The following is an 18,461-nucleotide window of genomic DNA, read 5'->3' as shown; positions in this document are numbered from 1 at the left end:
GAGGCGTTCCTATGGATTGGCAACCGCATATCACCGTCGCGACCGTGATCGAAAATCAGGGCCGCTTTCTGCTGGTGGAAGAGCTCAAGGCAGGTCGTCTCGTGCTCAATCAGCCGGCCGGGCATCTTGAGGCCAACGAGAATCTGCGTGAGGCAGCGGTACGCGAAACGCTGGAAGAAACCGGCTGGGAGATCGAGCTCATTGGCCTGATCGGCATCTACCTGTACACCGCGCCGAGCAACGGCGTGACCTATCAACGCGTGTGCTTTGCCGCCAAGGCCTTGCGCCATGATGCGCAGCGCCCGCTCGACGAAGGTATTGTCGCGGCCCGCTGGCTGAGCCGAGAAGAGCTGGAGCGGCAGCCCGAACGCTGGCGCAGTGAATTGGTGCCCCGCTGCATTGATGACTACCTGACCGGCCCGCTGCACTCGCTAGACGTCATTCGCAACTGATTCACGGCTTCGTCAGCCAGCGGCAGCCTGTTAGAATTGCGCCCCCTTGCAAAACCTCAGCGTATTCCTATGCCTGTAACGACCCTCACCGCCCCGGAAAAAACTCGCGTAATCGTCGGCATGTCCGGCGGAGTGGACTCTTCCGTTTCGGCCCTCCTGCTTCTCGAGCAGGGTTACCAGGTCGAAGGCCTGTTCATGAAGAACTGGGAAGAGGATGACGGCACGGAATACTGCACCGCCAAGGAAGACCTGGCTGATGCCCAGGCCGTATGCGATCGGATTGGCATCAAGCTGCACACCGCCAACTTTGCCGCCGAGTACTGGGATAACGTATTCGAGCACTTTCTTGCCGAGTACAAGGCTGGGCGTACGCCCAACCCTGACATCCTGTGCAACCGGGAAATCAAGTTCAAGGCCTTCCTCGACTACGCGCTGATGCTCGGAGCAGACCTCATCGCGACCGGCCACTATGTACGCCGCCGAGACGTGGGCGGGCGCAGCGAACTGCTCAAGGGGCTTGACCCCAACAAGGACCAGAGCTACTTCCTGCACGCTGTTGGCGGCGAGCAGCTGAGCAAGACGCTGTTTCCTGTCGGCGAGCTGGAAAAGCCCGAGGTACGGGCAATCGCCGAAAAGTACGGCCTCGCCACGGCGAAGAAGAAAGACTCAACCGGCATCTGTTTCATCGGCGAGCGGCGCTTCAGTGATTTTCTCAAACAGTATCTGCCCGCGCAGCCCGGCGACATCGAAACCATCGACGGTGAAGTGATCGGCCGCCACCACGGCCTGATGTATCACACCATCGGCCAGCGCCAGGGGTTGGGCATAGGCGGTCTGAAAGATGCGTCGGATGAGCCCTGGTACGTTTTGAGCAAGGATCTGCAACGCAATGTGCTCGTAGTCGGCCAGGGTAATGACCATCCATGGCTGTTCTCGCGCGCCCTGTTGGCATCTGAGATTTACTGGGTCAACCCCATCGACCTCGGTTCGCCACTCAAGCTGACCGCCAAGGTCCGCTATCGCCAGAGCGATCAAGACTGCACATTGGAAAAAACGGCAGGTGGTTATCGTGCCGTATTCGAGGCACCACAACGAGCGGTAACACCGGGCCAGTCGGTCGTGCTCTACGACGGTGAGGTGTGCCTGGGAGGTGGTGTGATCGAGCAAGCCGAACCCTGGTTCGAGGGTCGAGCATGAGCACGCTGGATGAGCAGCTGATTGCGCTCGGCGCGGTGTTCGAAGCAGCAACACTGGTGGACCGCATCGCCCGCACCGGCCAAGTTCCAAGCGCCTCGCTTGGCTGCATGCTTGGCAGCCTGCTTGCACGCAACCCGGAAACCACCCTGGAAATCTATGGCGGAGACGATCTCAACCTGCGAGACGGCTACCGCGCATTGGTTGGTGCTCTGGAGCGTGACAGCAGCACACTGCAGCGGGAACCACTGCGCTATGCGCTGGCAATGATCGGCCTGGAACGACAGCTGGACAAACGCGATGACATGCTACAGGTCATCGGCAATCGTCTGGATCAGATTCAGCAGCAAGTCGAGCACTTCGGCATTACCCACGAAAATGTCGTCGCCTCGTTTGGCGGGCTGTACCAGGACACCCTCAGTACCTTCCGCCAACGCATACAGGTTCAGGGCGACATGCGCCACCTGCAGCAAACGGACAATGCCTCCAAGATTCGCGCCTTGCTGCTGTCCGGCATCCGTTCGGCTCGCCTCTGGCGCCAGCTCGGCGGGCATCGCTGGCAGCTGATCTTCAGCCGTCGCAAGCTGCTCGATGCGCTCTACCCGAGGCTTCGCTCCACTCAGAGCGAAGACCATTGACCGCGGCGAATGTGCCGGGCCCCACCGGTACATTCGTGTATAATCTGCGCCCTCTTTTCGTTGCCTGACTGTCCGAGAATGCCCTCTATGCAGCTTTCCTCGCTCACGGCGGTTTCCCCCGTCGATGGCCGCTACGCCGGCAAAACCAGCGCCCTGCGCCCGATCTTCAGCGAATTCGGCTTGATCCGCTGCCGTGTTCAGGTCGAAGTCCGCTGGCTCCAGCGCCTCGCTGCTCATCCAGGCGTTCCGGAAGTTGCGCCCTTCTCCAGCGAAGCCAATGCCGTGCTGAATCAGCTGGCCGAGAACTTCCAGCTGGAACATGCCGAGCGCGTCAAGGAGTTCGAGCGCACCACCAACCACGACGTCAAAGCCGTGGAGTATCTGCTCAAGGAGCAGGCCAAGCAGCTGCCCGAGCTCGCCAAGGTCAACGAGTTCATCCACTTCGCCTGCACCAGCGAGGACATCAACAACCTGTCCCATGCGCTGATGCTGCGTGAAGGTCGCGACAGCGTGCTGCTGCCGCTGATGCGCCAGGTCGCCGAATCGATCCGCAGCCTCGCGGTGCAGTTCGCTGACGTGCCGATGCTATCGCGCACCCATGGCCAGCCAGCGTCGCCGACGACGCTTGGCAAGGAGCTGGCCAATGTGGTCTATCGCCTGGAGCGCCAGATCGCCCAGGTCGCTGCTGTTCCGCTGTTGGGCAAGATCAATGGCGCGGTAGGCAACTACAACGCCCACCTGAGTGCCTATCCGGACATCGACTGGGAAGCTAACGCGCGCGAGTTCATCGAGGGCGATCTTGGCCTGACTTGGAACCCCTATACCACGCAAATCGAGCCGCACGACTACATCGCCGAGCTGTTCGACGCCATCGCGCGCTTCAACACCATTCTCATCGACTTCGACCGTGACGTCTGGGGCTACATCTCCCTCGGCTACTTCAAGCAGAAGACCGTTGCGGGCGAGATCGGCTCGTCCACCATGCCGCACAAGGTCAACCCGATCGACTTCGAAAATTCCGAAGGCAATCTCGGCATCGCCAACGCGCTGTTCCAGCATCTGGCGAGCAAGCTGCCGATTTCCCGCTGGCAGCGTGACCTGACTGACTCCACCGTGCTGCGCAACCTCGGCGTCGGCTTCGCACACAGCGTCATCGCCTACGAAGCCAGCCTCAAGGGTATTGGCAAACTCGAGCTGAACGCCGCCCGCATCGCCGAGGACCTCGACGCCTGCTGGGAAGTGCTGGCTGAACCAGTGCAGACCGTCATGCGCCGCTACGCCGTGGAGAACGCCTACGAGAAACTCAAGGATCTGACCCGGGGCAAAGGCATCACGCCGGAGGCATTGCAGACCTTCATCGACGGCCTCGACATTCCCGCCGAAGCCAAGGCGGAACTGCGCAAGCTGACCCCGGCCAATTACATCGGCAACGCTGTTGCCCAGGCCAAGCGCGTCTGACCAACCACATGCTTGCACGCCCGGCTGTGCCGGGCGTTTTTATTTTAAGCTCTCTATATAGAGCAAGGTGTTACGCATGACTTCTGATATTCCTCTTCAAATTCTGGGCGGCATCAGCGCTCGGGAATTTCTGCGCGACTATTGGCAGAAGAAGCCTCTCCTCATCCGCCAGGCCATTCCGGACTTCCAGAGCCCCATCTCGCCCGACGAACTGGCCGGGCTTTCTCTAGAGGAAGAAGTCGAATCCCGCCTGGTCATCGAGCACGGAGAAAGTCCTTGGGAGCTCCGCCGCGGCCCCTTCGCCGAGGATACCTACCAGAAGCTCCCCGAGCGTGACTGGACGCTGCTGGTACAGGCCGTGGATCAGTTGGTACCGGACGTCGCCGAATTGATCGAGCACTTCCGCTTCCTGCCCAACTGGCGCATCGATGACGTGATGATCAGCTACGCCGCACCGGGCGGCGGCGTCGGCCCGCACTTCGACAACTACGACGTATTCCTGCTGCAGGCCCATGGTCAGCGCCGCTGGCGTATCGGGCAGATGTGCGACAGCGAAAGCCCCATGCTCGCCCATGGCGATCTGCGAATCCTCGCCGATTTCCAGGGCACCGATGAGTGGGTGCTGGAGCCCGGCGACATGCTGTACCTGCCGCCCCGTCTTGCCCACTTTGGAACCGCTGAAGACGCGTGCATGACCTATTCGGTCGGCTTTCGCGCCCCAAGCGCTGCTGAAGTCCTGACGCATTTCACCGACTTTCTCGCGCAGTTTCTACCCGACGAGGATCGCTACAGCGACGCCGACCTGCAGCCGAGCGACGATCCCTACCAGATTCAGAGCGATGCACTTGATCGACTGAAAGCGCTGCTCGCTGAACATATGAGCGACGAGCGCCTGCTCCTTACCTGGTTCGGCCAGTTCATGACCGAGCCCCGCTATCCCGAGCGTGTGGAGGGGCCTGAGCTGAACGAGGGCGACCTGCGCTCGGCGCTCGAGGACGGCGCCCTGCTGGTCCGCAACCCGGCGGCACGGCTGGCCTGGAGTGAAGTGGATATCGGCCTGCTCCTGTTCGCCAGCGGCCAGAGCCGGCTGCTTCCCTCTAAGCTTCGTGAGCTGCTTAAGCTGATCTGCTCGGCCGATGCGCTGCATCTCGATAATGCTGGCGCTTGGCTGAGCGACAACGATGGACGTAGCCTATTGTGCGAACTGGTCAAACAAGGAAGTCTGGAGTTTGCTGATGAATAGCGTTCAGGTACGGATAGCCGACTGGCAACAGGACAATGCCGAACTGCGGCGCATCCGCGAAGCAGTTTTCATTGCCGAACAGGCTGTTCCGCCCGAGCAGGAATGGGACGCCGATGACGCTGACGCTATCCATTTTCTCGCTCTGGAAGGTGACTATCCGATCGGCACCGCCCGGCTGCTAGCCGATGGACAGATAGGACGAGTAGCAGTGCTGCGCGACTGGCGCGGCATGAACGTCGGCGATGCGCTGATGCGTGCGGTCATTGCCGAGGCCGAACGCCGCGGCCTAGCTGAACAGAAGTTGACGGCTCAGGTTCATGCCACCGCGTTCTATGAGCGGCTTGGTTTCGAAGTCGTCAGCGACGAGTTTCTCGAAGCCGGCATTCCGCACGTCGACATGCTCCGCCGCAGCCACTGAGCCCTCATGAGCGATAACGCCTCGGACGAACAAGAAGATCAGGCCGAACTTCCGGCCATCGACTTCCATTCCCCGGGGCGTTTCTCAGTGCACAACCCCCAGGCCGACATCCCCGAGCCCCAAGCATGGGCCCCCGCCCCCTACCACTTGGGCCAGAACACCGCGCTGCAACGCTTCAGCAAACCCATCGAAGTTCGACAGCATGCATTGGCCATGCTGCAGCAGGCAAAGCGTTGCGTCTGCATCTTCACCACCGACCTCGAACCATGGCTGTATCACCACAGCAGCGTCCAACAGGCGTGCACCCGGCTGCTGCTGTCTCATCCGCGCAACCAGCTGCGCATTCTGGTCGCCGATCCAACACGTGCAGTCAAGGAGGGCCACCGCCTCCTGCAGCTAGCCCGTCGGCTCACCAGCAACGTGCATATCCGCAAGCTGAACCCCGACCATCCCACGACCAGCGGCACATATCTCATCGCTGACGACTGCGGTCTACTGGAACGGCCCAAGGCTGACCAGTACGCCGGATATGCCCTGTATCGTGACCTCGGTCGGGTGCGCATGCGCCAGGCAGAGTTCGACAAGGCGTGGGATCATGGGCTATCGGATGCGAACCTACGGAGCTTTCTGCTATGACCCTTCGTACCTTACTGCTGGCGGCCACGCTCAGCCTTTGCCTGCCGCTGCATGCAGCGACGGAAGTCATCGAACTCAACAACCGCATGGCCGAAGACGTGATTCCCGTGGCCGAGTCCGTGCTGGGCAACCAGGGACGAGTTACCGCTTACGGTAATCAGCTAATCGTCAACGCACCGGACTCGGTGATCAGCGAGCTGCGCCGAGTAATCGACCAGCTAGACGTCGCCCCGAAACGCCTACTCATTAGCGTTGACACTCAAGACTCGGCGAGCAGCAGTGCAGGTGGTTACCAGGTAGATGGAACCCTGCGCTCCGGAGACGTTGAATTTGAAACCGGACGTGGCGAGATAGGGGGGCGCGATCGGGTGCGAATCATCCGGCGCAGCACCAACAGCCGGGATGGCGGAGTTCAGCAGATTCAGGCGAGCGAAGGTTATCCAGCCCTGATCCAGGTTGGCCAGAGCGTACCGCTGACTACTCAGGGCACTGACGGTTACGGCCAGATCTACCAGCAGACGCAATATCGCGATGTGCTTCGAGGCTTCTATGCGACGGCTACGGTGCACGGTGACCGCGTACAGATCACCATCAGCAGCACTCGTGATCGACTCGCGCAGGGCCGCAGTGGCGTCGTCGAGGTACAGAACGCCGATACCCGAGTCAGCGGACGTGTTGGCGAATGGATCACCGTCGGCGGCATCGATGAAAGCGCAAGCTCCGAGCAACACGGCACCTTACGCCGCTATTCCACACAAGGCAGCCAGAACCTGTCGATGCGTCTGAAGGTGGACGTTCTGGACTGACTGCATCACGTTTCCTCCGTCTTTACGAGCGATGTAGTGCCATAAAAAAAACACTACAAAACGATTGACGATGCCAATTCAGCGGAGCATTATTGCCCCGCTCCCGCTAACCAGGGGCCCTGGCAAGGGTCTCCGGGGCGTGCTCAAGCCAACCAGCCGAGCCGTTCCGTGACTGTACTGCCCACAAGGCGGACTGACGAGGTTGCGACTGGAACGAGTCGTCCTGAGGGACGGGGTAGCGATTGACGCATCAGCCAGACTGACAGCTTTTCGTTGTTGTAACGCACACGGCAGCCACGCCGGCTGTGGGCGCAACAAGCGGAACCAGCCCGGCGATCGTATCCCCCCTTCTCTTGGTTCAATCCTCGTCCCGGTCGATATTTCGACGCTCTGCCGCGTGTTGCCCGCAATGATCAGCGATAGCACGTAGGTTTCGGTGGGAAAAGTCGGTGCTCAACCACACTCATTTTTGAAGGATTGAACATGTCCGCATATCAAGACGACATCAAGGCAGTTGCCGCCCTGAAAGAGCAATACGGCAGCAGCTGGGCCGCCATCAACCCTGAGTCCGTCGCTCGCATGCGCGCCCAGAACCGCTTCAAGACCGGTCTGGAGATTGCTCAGTACACCGCCGACATCATGCGCAAGGACATGGCCGAGTACGACGCCGACTCGTCCGTCTACACGCAGTCCCTTGGCTGCTGGCATGGCTTCATCGGCCAGCAGAAGCTGATCTCCATCAAGAAGCACCTGAAGACCACCAACAAGCGCTACCTCTACCTGTCTGGCTGGATGGTTGCTGCTCTGCGCTCCGAGTTCGGCCCGCTGCCGGACCAGTCCATGCACGAGAAGACTGCCGTTTCCGACCTGATCGAAGAGCTGTACACCTTCCTGCGTCAGGCTGACAGCCGTGAACTGGACCTGCTGTTCACCGCTCTGGACGCCGCTCGCGAAGCCGGCGACGGCGCCAAGGCTGCCGAGATCCAGAACCAGATCGACAACTACGAAACCCACATCGTACCGATCATCGCCGACATCGACGCTGGCTTCGGTAACCCGGAAGCCACCTATCTGCTGGCCAAGCGCATGATCGAAGCGGGCGCTTGCTGCATCCAGATCGAAAACCAGGTTTCTGACGAGAAGCAGTGCGGCCACCAGGACGGTAAAGTGACCGTTCCTCACGCCGACTTCCTCGCCAAGATCGCAGCCGTACGTTACGCCTTCCTCGAGCTGGGTATCGACAACGGCGTGATCGTTGCTCGTACCGACTCCCTGGGTGCTGGCCTGACCAAGCAGATCGCCGTGACCAAAGAGCCGGGCGACCTGGGCGACCTGTACAACTCCTTCCTCGATTGCGAAGAAGTCTCCGAAGCCGCACTGGGCAACGGCGACGTCGTGATCAAGCGCGAAGGCAAGCTGCTGCGTCCCAAGCGTCTGCCGTCCAACCTGTTCCAGTTCCGTGCTGGCACCGGTGAAGCTCGCTGCGTACTGGACTGCATCACCAGCCTGCAGAACGGCGCCGACCTGCTCTGGATCGAAACCGAGAAGCCGCACGTTGGGCAGATCGCGGCCATGGTTGACGAAATCCGCAAGGTCATCCCGAACGCCAAGCTGGTTTACAACAACAGCCCTTCCTTCAACTGGACCCTGAACTTCCGCCAGCAGGTGTTCGACGCCATGGTTGCCGAAGGCAAGGACGTTTCCGCCTACGACCGCGCCAAGCTGATGAGCGTCGAGTACGACGAAACCGAACTGGCTCAGGTTGCTGACGAGAAGATCCGCACCTTCCAGCGCGACGGTTCGGCCCACGCCGGTATCTTCCACCACCTGATCACCCTGCCGACTTACCACACAGCGGCCCTGTCCACCGACAACCTGGCCAAAGGCTACTTCGCCGACCAGGGCATGCTGGCCTACGTGAAGGGTGTCCAGCGTCAGGAACTGCGTCAGGGTATCGCCTGCGTCAAGCACCAGAACATGGCTGGTTCCGACATCGGCGACAACCACAAAGAGTACTTCGCTGGCGAAGCTGCTCTGAAGGCAAGCGGTAAAGACAACACCATGAACCAGTTCCACTAAGAACGGGTTCGCAGCCTTCATAGCTGCGGTGTAGTGAAAAAGCCTCGGCCCATGCGCCGAGGCTTTTTTTTCAGCCAAAAAAGTGCCGCGCGCCGGCGCTTCGTCGGCCAAATACACAACTGTCATTCTGCTGTCGCATATGCAATTTAGCGTCATGGCTCCGACAACAAATCGTTATGGAGCTGCGCCGTGATTACTGAGAACAACGACATTCTGTTCGGCAACGGGGACGAGTTGCCCAGTAACCATTCAACGAACCCGCATATTCAGGATGTGATCTCCATTGGTCGCCGAAAAGTGCTCGCCGGCGGCGCAGCAATCGGCGCCCTGGCGTTTCTTGGCGCGTCGCTTCCGGGCCTCGTACAAGCAGCCGAGCCGGCAGCGCGGGGACTCAAGGATATTCCGTTCAAGCGCCGTACCCGGCTGCCCTTCACGCCGGTTGCAGTTACTCGGGCAGATGCCATCACGGTACCTGCCGGCTACTCTGCCACCACCTTCATTCCTTGGGGTACGCCTATTACCGGTCGCTATCCGGCCTGGCTCGAAGATGGCAGCAACAGCGCAGAAGACCAGGCTCAGCAGGTGGGCATGCACCACGACGGGATGCACTTCTTTCCAATGAACGCAAAACTCGGCGGGCGTCAGAGTGACCATGGCCTGCTGGTGCTCAATCATGAGTACATCGACGCCCCCCTGCTCCACCGCAATGGTCCGACCGTAGTGGGTGGCAAGCGCACCAATGTCGACGAGGTGCGTAAAGAGATCAACGCGCACGGCGTGTCCGTCGTGGAGATACGCCGCGGCCCGCGTGGCGAATGGTCAGTGCTGCCGACGGCGCGCAATCGCCGCATCACTGGTGCCACCCCAATGCGCATTGAAGGCCCCGCTCGCGGTCATGCACTAATGCGCACGCGTTACAGCCCGAGCGGTACGTCGACCCGCGGCACTCTCAATAACTGCGCTAACGGGCACACCCCTTGGGGCACCTACCTGACATGTGAAGAGAACTGGGCCGGCTATTTCGCCACCACCGACACTGAACTACCACGCGAGCTCAGCCGCTATGGTGTACGCAGTAGTAGTCGTTACGGCTGGGAAACAGTCGCCGGCGATGAATTCGAGCGGTTCAATGCAACCCGCATGGCCGCCGCTCCACAGGCCGATTACCGCAACGAGCCGAATACCTTCGGCTGGGTAGTCGAGTTAGATCCATTCGACCCCAACGCGACCCCGGTGAAACACACTGCGTTAGGTCGTTTCGCCCATGAAGGTCTGGTGTTCGCCCCGGTCAAGCCAGGCCGCCCCGTCGTTTGCTACTCAGGCGACGACTCGCAGAACGAGTACATCTATAAGTACGTTAGCCGCGATAAGTACCGGCCACAGCGCAGCGATGGCCGCCTGCTGGACGACGGCATTCTCTATGTGGCGCGTTTCAACGCCGACGGCAGCGGCGACTGGCTCGCCTTGGATCATGCCAATCCGGCATTCAAGCGCGCCTGCGAGGCAGCCGGCGTCCAGTTCGCCGATCAGGGTGAAGTCTTGATCAACACCCGTTTGGCGGCAGACATAGTTGGTGCGACCAAGATGGACCGGCCAGAGTGGGGCGCGGTGAATCCTGATACCGGCGAGGTCTACTTCACTCTCACCAACAACAGTGGCCGTCAGGAGGCAGATGCCTCCAATCCACGTGCACCTAACCCGTTTGGGCATATCATCCGGTGGCGCGAGGGGAGCAGCGACTTCGCGGGCACAAGATTCCACTGGGACATCTATCTTCTCGCCGGCCCGCAGGAGAATAGTCGCGGTCCGAAAGGGAAACCTCTCGATGAAAGCAGCATCTTGGCCAGCCCTGATGGGCTATGGTTCGACGATGAAGGTCGCCTTTGGATCCAGACCGACATGAGCGGCAGCCAACTGAACTCAGGACCATTTGGTAACAACCAGATGCTGGTATCAGACCCCAAAACAGGCGAGACCAAGCGGTTCCTCGTCGGACCTAAGGGCGCTGAGGTGACCGGGATCGCGACAACGCCGGACTTCCGGACGATGTTCGTCAATATCCAGCACCCAGGTGAAGGCTCGACCACTACGAACTACACAAGTACATGGCCGGATGGCCCGGGCCGCAGGCCACGCTCAGCAACGGTAATAATCACCCGCGAAGACGGAAAGCGTCTGATGTGACCAGCAAGGGGGCTGGCTGGTGCTGGCCCCCTTCCTTTGACAGCTAAGCCCCACTACCCCACCCCAGGCTCTTCCGGAGAAGTAAAAAGTCCCCAGGTCGAGATGAACAGCGCGGCTACCAAGGGGCCGATGACAAAACCGTTCAGACCAAACAGCGCCAAGCCACCCAGCGTCGAGATGAGTACAACGTAATCCGGCATCTTGGTGTCCTTCCCGACCAGAATTGGCCGGAGTATGTTGTCTACCAGCCCAATCACCAGCACGCCGTAAAACGTTAGTACCACGCCTTGCCAGATCGCTCCGGTCATCAGGAAGTAGATGGCAACGGGCGTCCAGATCAGGCCAGCCCCCACCGCCGGCAACAGCGACAAAAACGCCATCAGCACGCCCCACAGCAAAGCGCCAGAAATCCCCAGCACCGCGAAGATGATCCCTCCCAGCACGCCTTGTGTGACGGCGACGACAATGTTCCCCTTGACCGTTGCTCGGACCACGCGTGTGAACTTGTTGAACAGCCGCCGCTTCTGCCCATCGCTGAGCGGAATTGCCTTTCTAATCCGTGCAACAAGCTCGCGGCCGTCCCGGATGAAGAAGAACAGTAGATACAGCATCACGAAAAAACTGATCAGGAACTGGAAAGTGCCTTGGCCAAAGCTGAATGCCTTGGTAGCCAGGAACTGACTTCCCTCCAGAGCGCCAGAGGCAAGCCGCTCCCGCATCGACTCAAGGTCACCGAAACCGAAGCGCTGCAGTTGCAGCTGCACCGACTGAGGCAGCAGATCCCGGAAGCTCGCTACCCAGCCGCCGATATCCAACTCCCCGCTTTCGATCTGCTTGTAGAGTGTCGCCCCTTCCTGAACCAGCATCCCAGTAGTCAGGATCACCGGCAAAACGGCAACCAGCAAGCAAACCAGCAGCGTAAATAGCGCTGCCAGATTACGTCGCTGATTCAAGCGGCGGTACAAATACCGCTGTAGCGGAGCAAAGATGATCGCGAGGATAACTGCCCAGAAGACTGCCCCGTAGAACGGCAGCAGGATCCAACCGAAAGCGAGAGAAACCACTACCAGCAGAGCAAGGAAGACCTTTTGCTCGAGCGTCGAATTGACCATTGTTGACCCTGCAGCCACGTCCAGTTCTGTTTAGTCAACGGGCGACGGTACGAGTGCGGGCCAGGCGATCAATCGATGTAGGGCAGTCAGCAAGCGGACGGCTCTAATCTGAACTCAGCGGAGTTACAGGGTCATCGCCGCTAGCCAGCCAAAAGCCAGCAGTGGAAGGTTGTAGTGCAGGAACGTCGGCACGACGGTGTCCCAAATATGATTATGCTGGCCGTCTGCGTTCAGGCCGGCGGTCGGGCCCAGCGTCGAGTCGGAGGCCGGTGAGCCGCCGTCACCCAGAGCACCCGCAGTCCCGACCAGACTGACGATCGCCAGCGGGCTAAAACCAAGCTCTACACCAAGTGGTACAAAAATCGCTGCGATTATCGGCACGGTAGAGAAGGATGAGCCGATGCCAATGGTCACCAGAAGACCGACCAGGAGCATCAACAGCGCGCCAACGGCCTTGCTACCTCCAATCCATTGAGCCGAGGTGTCTACCAGCAGTTTCACTTCGCCAGTTTCACGCATAACTTCAGCAAATCCGGCGGCCGCGATCATGATGAAGCCGATCATAGCCATCATCTTCATACCATCGGTGAACAGATCATCCGCTTCTCGCCAACGTACCACCCCGGAAACTGAGAAGATCACAAACCCCACAAGCGCGCCAAGTATCATCGAATCCAACCACAGCTGAATCACGAAGGCAGCTGCAACAGCTATTGCTGCGACGAACAAAGTAAGTGGACTGTAGCTAACTGCGGTTTTTTCAACCTGCTCAATCCGCGCAAGGTCGTATTCGCGGGGCTTGCGATAGCTGTAAAAAGCGATGAATAAGCCAGCAACCATCCCCATTGCCGGGATAAACATAGCCTGCGTTACTTTTATTCCAGTGACATCCACGCCGCTCTTAGCGACGTTTGCTAGCAAAATCTCGTTCAGGAAAATGTTGCCGAACCCCACCGGTAGGAACATATACGGAGTGATAAGACCGAACGCGAGAACACAGGCAATCAAGCGCCTGTCGATCTTCATTTTTGACAGTACGAAAAGGAGTGGCGGGACTAGAAGCGGGATGAACGCAATGTGTATAGGCAGAATATTCTGAGAAGCAACCGCCACCGCAAGTAGCAAACCAATCATCAGCCACTTAACCGCGCCTGCGCCTTGGGCGCCTTGCTTGCCAACCAGATTCAAGGCCCTGTCAGCGAGAGCATGCGCCAGCCCGCTTTTCCCGATCGCCACTGCGAAAGCACCAAGCAAGGCGTACGACAACGCAACCGTGGCTCCGCCGCCGAGCCCCTTATTGAACGCAGCAAGGCTACCCTCAATCCCCAACCCACCGATCAAGCCGCCGGCCAGAGCTCCGGCAATAAGGGCAACCACTACATGCACGCGGCATAGACTCAGGATCAGCATGATGCCGACTGCCGCAACAACTGCGTTCATTCGAATTCTCCTTAGAAGCGATCTAGGTCGCGTAAAAAACGCTGTACTCTGCGCGACGGGGCGAAGGTGTCAAAAGATACAGAGACTCAGGCGCTAGCTGACACGCCAAGTCGCCAGGTTGAGCAGGAAGCGTTGGCTCTTCGCTTTTAGTTAATACGGAAGGTTGCGTTTCTTAGCGGTCCGCCTGGCCAAGCGCTTGGCGGCTTGCCACTACAGAGCCCCCAAAGTAAACGCTATTCACCACGATACTCGCAGCCGCTGGTGCAAGTTTCATGAATACGGATACGCGAAAGCTCTGGAAGCAACGGCTTGAGCTCATTCCAGATCCATTTTGCCAGGTTTTCGCTAGTAGGGTTTTCCAGACCCGGGATGTCGTTCAGATAGTTGTGATCGAGCAATTCGTACAACGGCTTGAATATGGATTTTATTTCGCCGAAATCACGAATCCAGCCTGTATGCAGATCGACCGGACCACTGATATACAGCGCGACCCGGAAAGAATGGCCGTGCAGCCTTCCACATTTGTGCCCTTGCGGCACGTGGGGCAGGCGGTGGGCCGATTCGAATGTAAATTCTTTAAATATTTCCACGCTATCCACTCATCATCTGGTCACTGGATCGGGGCGCGATTCTACGCGCTTTAGCGCCGCCATACATGCATTACAAGCCGCACTGCCAGGCTTGCTGCACCCAAGCTGTTCGCCCCCCTCCTATGCGCCGAGCCAGGAGCAGCCAGCGCCCACAGCGGCTTTCTTCAGCGCAAAAGCAAACCCCCGACCGGATTACTCCGATCGGGGGTTTGGGATAAGAGCTTGACGATGACCTACTCTCACATGGGGAGACCCCACACTACCATCGGCGATGCGTCGTTTCACTACTGAGTTCGGGATGGGATCAGGTGGTTCCAACGCTCTATGGTCGTCAAGCAATTCGGTTGGGGAGTCGGTGTTGAGTCGCTTCCCCTAATTGGGTATGTGATGTCTGTTTCGATGTTACTTGCGAGTGTTGCTGATCTTCGGTTTGTTTGTCGACTTCAACCGTCTGACACGCAAACATCAAATTGTTTGGGTGTTATATGGTCAAGCCTCACGGGCAATTAGTATTGGTTAGCTCAACGCCTCACAGCGCTTACACACCCAACCTATCAACGTCGTAGTCTTCGACGGCCCTTCAGGGAGCTCAAGGCTCCAGTGAGATCTCATCTTGAGGCAAGTTTCCCGCTTAGATGCTTTCAGCGGTTATCTCTTCCGAACGTAGCTACCCGGCAATGCCACTGGCGTGACAACCGGAACACCAGAGGTTCGTCCACTCCGGTCCTCTCGTACTAGGAGCAGCCCCTCTCAAATCTCAAACGTCCACGGCAGATAGGGACCGAACTGTCTCACGACGTTCTAAACCCAGCTCGCGTACCACTTTAAATGGCGAACAGCCATACCCTTGGGACCGGCTTCAGCCCCAGGATGTGATGAGCCGACATCGAGGTGCCAAACACCGCCGTCGATATGAACTCTTGGGCGGTATCAGCCTGTTATCCCCGGAGTACCTTTTATCCGTTGAGCGATGGCCCTTCCATACAGAACCACCGGATCACTAAGACCTACTTTCGTACCTGCTCGACGTGTCTGTCTCGCAGTCAAGCGCGCTTTTGCCTTTATACTCTACGACCGATTTCCGACCGGTCTGAGCGCACCTTCGTACTCCTCCGTTACTCTTTAGGAGGAGACCGCCCCAGTCAAACTACCCACCATACACTGTCCTCGATCCGGATAACGGACCAGAGTTAGAACCTCAAAGTTGCCAGGGTGGTATTTCAAGGATGGCTCCACGCGAACTGGCGTCCACGCTTCAAAGCCTCCCACCTATCCTACACAAGCAAATTCAAAGTCCAGTGCAAAGCTATAGTAAAGGTTCACGGGGTCTTTCCGTCTAGCCGCGGATACACTGCATCTTCACAGCGATTTCAATTTCACTGAGTCTCGGGTGGAGACAGCGCCGCCATCGTTACGCCATTCGTGCAGGTCGGAACTTACCCGACAAGGAATTTCGCTACCTTAGGACCGTTATAGTTACGGCCGCCGTTTACCGGGGCTTCGATCAAGAGCTTCGCTTGCGCTAACCCCATCAATTAACCTTCCGGCACCGGGCAGGCGTCACACCCTATACGTCCACTTTCGTGTTTGCAGAGTGCTGTGTTTTTAATAAACAGTCGCAGCGGCCTGGTATCTTCGACCGGCATGGGCTTACGTAGTAAATACTTCACCCTCACCGGCGCACCTTCTCCCGAAGTTACGGTGCCATTTTGCCTAGTTCCTTCACCCGAGTTCTCTCAAGCGCCTTGGTATTCTCTACCCAACCACCTGTGTCGGTTTGGGGTACGGTTCCTAGTTACCTGAAGCTTAGAGGCTTTTCCTGGAAGCATGGCATCAACCACTTCGCTTTCTAAAAGAAAGCTCGTCATCAGCTCTCGGCATTAAGATCCCGGATTTACCTAAGATCTCTGCCTACCACCTTAAACAAGGACAACCAACGCCTTGCTGGCCTAGCCTTCTCCGTCCCCCCATCGCAGTAACTAGAAGTACGGGAATATTAACCCGTTTCCCATCGACTACGCTCTTCAGCCTCGCCTTAGGGACCGACTCACCCTGCGTCGATTAACGTTGCGCAGGAACCCTTGGTCTTTCGGCGTGCGAGTTTTTCACTCGCATTGTCGTTACTCATGTCAGCATTCGCACTTCTGATACCTCCAGCCAGCTTCTCAACTGACCTTCACAGGCTTACAGAACGCTCCTCTACCGCTCAACTTGCGTTGAACCCGTAGCTTCGGTACCTGGTTTGAGCCCCGTTACATCTTCCGCGCAGGCCGACTCGACTAGTGAGCTATTACGCTTTCTTTAAAGGGTGGCTGCTTCTAAGCCAACCTCCTAGCTGTCTAAGCCTTCCCACATCGTTTCCCACTTAACCAGGATTTTGGGACCTTAGCTGACGGTCTGGGTTGTTTCCCTTTTCACGACGGACGTTAGCACCCGCCGTGTGTCTCCCGTGCTGACACTTGCTGGTATTCGGAGTTTGCATCGGTTTGGTAAGTCGGGATGACCCCCTAGCCGAAACAGTGCTCTACCCCCAGCAGTGATACACGAGGCGCTACCTAAATAGCTTTCGAGGAGAACCAGCTATCTCCGAGCTTGATTAGCCTTTCACTCCGATCCACAGGTCATCCGCTAACTTTTCAACGGTAGTCGGTTCGGTCCTCCAGTCAGTGTTACCTAACCTTCAACCTGCCCATGGATAGATCGCCCGGTTTCGGGTCTATTCCCAGCGACTAAACGCCCTATTAAGACTCGCTTTCGCTACGCCTCCCCTATTCGGTTAAGCTCGCCACTGAAAATAAGTCGCTGACCCATTATACAAAAGGTACGCAGTCACCTAACAAAGTAGGCTCCCACTGCTTGTACGCATACGGTTTCAGGTTCTATTTCACTCCCCTCTCCGGGGTTCTTTTCGCCTTTCCCTCACGGTACTGGTTCACTATCGGTCAGTCAGTAGTATTTAGCCTTGGAGGATGGTCCCCCCATATTCAGACAAAGTTTCTCGTGCTCCGTCCTACTCGATTTCACTTCTAAGATCCTTTCGCGTACAGGGCTATCACCCACTATGGCCGCACTTTCCAGAGCGTTCCGCTAAAATCAAAGAAGCTTAAGGGCTAATCCCCGTTCGCTCGCCACTACTAAGGGAATCTCGGTTGATTTCTTTTCCTCAGGGTACTTAGATGTTTCAGTTCCCCTGGTTCGCCTCACACACCTATGTATTCAGTGTGTGATAACCATCTTATGATGGCTGGGTTCCCCCATTCAGACATCTCCGGATCAAAGTCTGTTTGCCGACTCCCCGAAGCTTTTCGCAGGCTACCACGTCTTTCATCGCCTCTGACTGCCAAGGCATCCACCGTATGCGCTTCTTCACTTGACCATATAACCCCAAGCAATCTGGTTACTGTCTAATAACGTGAAGACGACATTCGCCGAAAATCCGCAATTTTACTCGCAAATTTTACCTTGACTTGAATAACCACCAGTGAAAGTGATCACTCAAATCTACTTCTATCACATACCCAAATTTTTAAAGAACACTTCTGGCGCAAAGACCAGAAATCAATACCCTCAAACATCCGGCAGGATGCCCAAGCAGCACTCATTTCTGAGCTTTCAGCGATTATCGAGTTAATGGTGGAGCCAAGGAGGATCGAACTCCTGACCTCCTGCGTGCAAAGCAGGCGCTCTCCCAGCTGAGCTATGGCCCCATCTACAGATCGGCCACATCCCATGACAATTGGTGGGTCTGGGCAGATTCGAACTGCCGACCTCACCCTTATCAGGGGTGCGCTCTAACCAACTGAGCTACAGACCCAATCGTCTCTCTCGGGTCGAAACCCAATCGCTTTTCGCTAGTGAATCAAGCAATTCGTGTGGGAGCTTATGAAGAAGCTGAAGTCTTCGATTAAGGAGGTGATCCAGCCGCAGGTTCCCCTACGGCTACCTTGTTACGACTTCACCCCAGTCATGAATCACTCCGTGGTAACCGTCCCCCCGAAGGTTAGACTAGCTACTTCTGGAGCAACCCACTCCCATGGTGTGACGGGCGGTGTGTACAAGGCCCGGGAACGTATTCACCGTGACATTCTGATTCACGATTACTAGCGATTCCGACTTCACGCAGTCGAGTTGCAGACTGCGATCCGGACTACGATCGGTTTTATGGGATTAGCTCCACCTCGCGGCTTGGCAACCCTTTGTACCGACCATTG

The 18,461-nt window shown here is 57.8% G+C and carries 13 protein-coding genes, 2 tRNA genes and 3 rRNA genes (1 of these 18 only partly in view); 10 read left to right on the top strand and 8 right to left on the bottom strand.

Translation table 11 applies throughout. From position 1 onward, the window contains the following. Nucleotides 1-11: 11 nt before the first annotated feature. The 10 genes from UIB01_RS10255 (at nt 12) to UIB01_RS10210 (ending at nt 11,108) form a co-directional block, all read left to right on the top strand. The gene (locus UIB01_RS10255) at nt 12-452 is read left to right on the top strand and encodes an NUDIX hydrolase (protein WP_038659744.1); all 441 of its coding nucleotides are present in this window, start codon (nt 12-14) and stop codon (nt 450-452) included. A gap of 69 nt (nt 453-521) precedes the next feature. Then, entirely contained in the window at nt 522-1,649 is a 1,128-nt protein-coding gene (gene mnmA / locus UIB01_RS10250; protein ID WP_146031070.1) for a tRNA 2-thiouridine(34) synthase MnmA, read from the top strand. Further along, nucleotides 1,646-2,284, top strand: coding sequence for a high frequency lysogenization protein HflD (hflD, locus tag UIB01_RS10245; RefSeq protein WP_038659738.1), 639 nt, complete (start codon nt 1,646-1,648; stop codon nt 2,282-2,284). The genes mnmA and hflD overlap by 4 nt, the downstream gene beginning before the upstream one ends. An 87-nt stretch (nt 2,285-2,371) precedes the next feature. Beyond that, nucleotides 2,372-3,742 carry an adenylosuccinate lyase gene (gene purB / locus UIB01_RS10240; RefSeq protein WP_038659734.1) on the top strand — a complete coding sequence of 457 codons (1,371 nt, stop codon included), beginning with the start codon at nt 2,372-2,374 and terminating at the stop codon, nt 3,740-3,742. Nucleotides 3,743-3,818: 76 nt separating this feature from the next. Continuing rightward, a complete protein-coding gene (locus tag UIB01_RS10235) occupies nt 3,819-4,985 on the top strand; it encodes a ribosomal protein uL16 3-hydroxylase (RefSeq protein WP_038659731.1) in 1,167 nt (388 codons plus the stop codon). Next, nucleotides 4,978-5,403 carry a GNAT family N-acetyltransferase gene (locus UIB01_RS10230; RefSeq protein ID WP_015276841.1) on the top strand — a complete coding sequence of 142 codons (426 nt, stop codon included), beginning with the start codon at nt 4,978-4,980 and terminating at the stop codon, nt 5,401-5,403. The genes UIB01_RS10235 and UIB01_RS10230 overlap by 8 nt, the downstream gene beginning before the upstream one ends. 6 nt (nt 5,404-5,409) lie before the next feature. Then, complete coding sequence (locus UIB01_RS10225; protein WP_038659728.1) at nt 5,410-6,039, top strand: DUF7931 domain-containing protein; 630 nt, start codon at nt 5,410-5,412, stop codon at nt 6,037-6,039. Further along, nucleotides 6,036-6,845, top strand: a complete 810-nt coding sequence (locus tag UIB01_RS10220; protein WP_038659725.1) for a secretin N-terminal domain-containing protein — start codon at nt 6,036-6,038, stop codon at nt 6,843-6,845. Before UIB01_RS10225 ends, UIB01_RS10220 begins: the two co-directional genes overlap by 4 nt. A gap of 483 nt (nt 6,846-7,328) precedes the next feature. Continuing rightward, nucleotides 7,329-8,924 (top strand): isocitrate lyase, encoded by a 1,596-nt coding sequence (locus UIB01_RS10215; protein ID WP_038659722.1) that lies wholly within the window; start codon nt 7,329-7,331, stop codon nt 8,922-8,924. Between the two features lie 189 nt (nt 8,925-9,113). After that, nucleotides 9,114-11,108, top strand: a complete 1,995-nt coding sequence (locus tag UIB01_RS10210; protein ID WP_038659719.1) for a PhoX family protein — start codon at nt 9,114-9,116, stop codon at nt 11,106-11,108. Nucleotides 11,109-11,161: 53 nt separating this feature from the next. On the opposite strand, the gene UIB01_RS10205 is transcribed toward UIB01_RS10210, so the two are convergent. From UIB01_RS10205 to UIB01_RS10170, 8 genes are all read right to left on the bottom strand, one after another. After that, the gene (locus UIB01_RS10205) at nt 11,162-12,220 is read right to left on the bottom strand and encodes an AI-2E family transporter (protein WP_038659717.1); all 1,059 of its coding nucleotides are present in this window, start codon (nt 12,218-12,220) and stop codon (nt 11,162-11,164) included. A gap of 123 nt (nt 12,221-12,343) precedes the next feature. Then, nucleotides 12,344-13,660 carry a Na+/H+ antiporter family protein gene (locus tag UIB01_RS10200; RefSeq protein ID WP_038659713.1) on the bottom strand — a complete coding sequence of 439 codons (1,317 nt, stop codon included), beginning with the start codon at nt 13,658-13,660 and terminating at the stop codon, nt 12,344-12,346. 233 nt (nt 13,661-13,893) lie between these two features. Beyond that, nucleotides 13,894-14,250: a 6-carboxytetrahydropterin synthase QueD gene (gene queD / locus UIB01_RS22760; RefSeq protein ID WP_102857212.1), complete on the bottom strand. Its 357-nt coding sequence runs from the start codon at nt 14,248-14,250 to the stop codon at nt 13,894-13,896. A 220-nt stretch (nt 14,251-14,470) separates the two neighbouring features. Beyond that, a 5S ribosomal RNA gene (gene rrf, locus UIB01_RS10190) occupies nt 14,471-14,586 on the bottom strand. Between the two features lie 149 nt (nt 14,587-14,735). Beyond that, nucleotides 14,736-17,626, bottom strand: a 23S ribosomal RNA gene (locus tag UIB01_RS10185). A 255-nt stretch (nt 17,627-17,881) separates the two neighbouring features. After that, a tRNA-Ala gene (locus UIB01_RS10180) sits at nt 17,882-17,957 on the bottom strand. Between the two features lie 30 nt (nt 17,958-17,987). Further along, nucleotides 17,988-18,064: transfer RNA gene (locus UIB01_RS10175), tRNA-Ile, on the bottom strand. Nucleotides 18,065-18,155: 91 nt separating this feature from the next. Next, nucleotides 18,156-18,461: ribosomal RNA gene (locus tag UIB01_RS10170) — 16S ribosomal RNA — on the bottom strand (it continues 1,231 nt past the right edge of the window). The 16S, 23S and 5S rRNA genes sit together here with 2 tRNA genes alongside, the layout of an rRNA operon.

The organism is Stutzerimonas decontaminans (genome assembly GCF_000661915.1).
GTDB lineage: Bacteria > Pseudomonadota > Gammaproteobacteria > Pseudomonadales > Pseudomonadaceae > Stutzerimonas > Stutzerimonas decontaminans.
This window is presented reverse-complemented; position numbering and strand designations above follow the sequence as displayed.

Coding starts and splice junctions, on each gene's coding strand:
- UIB01_RS10255 (WP_038659744.1), top strand. CDS start 12: ATGGATTGGCAACCGCATATCACCGTCGCGACCGTGATCGAAAATCAG.
- mnmA (WP_146031070.1), top strand. CDS start 522: ATGCCTGTAACGACCCTCACCGCCCCGGAAAAAACTCGCGTAATCGTC.
- hflD (WP_038659738.1), top strand. CDS start 1,646: ATGAGCACGCTGGATGAGCAGCTGATTGCGCTCGGCGCGGTGTTCGAA.
- purB (WP_038659734.1), top strand. CDS start 2,372: ATGCAGCTTTCCTCGCTCACGGCGGTTTCCCCCGTCGATGGCCGCTAC.
- UIB01_RS10235 (WP_038659731.1), top strand. CDS start 3,819: ATGACTTCTGATATTCCTCTTCAAATTCTGGGCGGCATCAGCGCTCGG.
- UIB01_RS10230 (WP_015276841.1), top strand. CDS start 4,978: ATGAATAGCGTTCAGGTACGGATAGCCGACTGGCAACAGGACAATGCC.
- UIB01_RS10225 (WP_038659728.1), top strand. CDS start 5,410: ATGAGCGATAACGCCTCGGACGAACAAGAAGATCAGGCCGAACTTCCG.
- UIB01_RS10220 (WP_038659725.1), top strand. CDS start 6,036: ATGACCCTTCGTACCTTACTGCTGGCGGCCACGCTCAGCCTTTGCCTG.
- UIB01_RS10215 (WP_038659722.1), top strand. CDS start 7,329: ATGTCCGCATATCAAGACGACATCAAGGCAGTTGCCGCCCTGAAAGAG.
- UIB01_RS10205 (WP_038659717.1), bottom strand. CDS start 12,220: ATGGTCAATTCGACGCTCGAGCAAAAGGTCTTCCTTGCTCTGCTGGTA.
- UIB01_RS10200 (WP_038659713.1), bottom strand. CDS start 13,660: ATGAACGCAGTTGTTGCGGCAGTCGGCATCATGCTGATCCTGAGTCTA.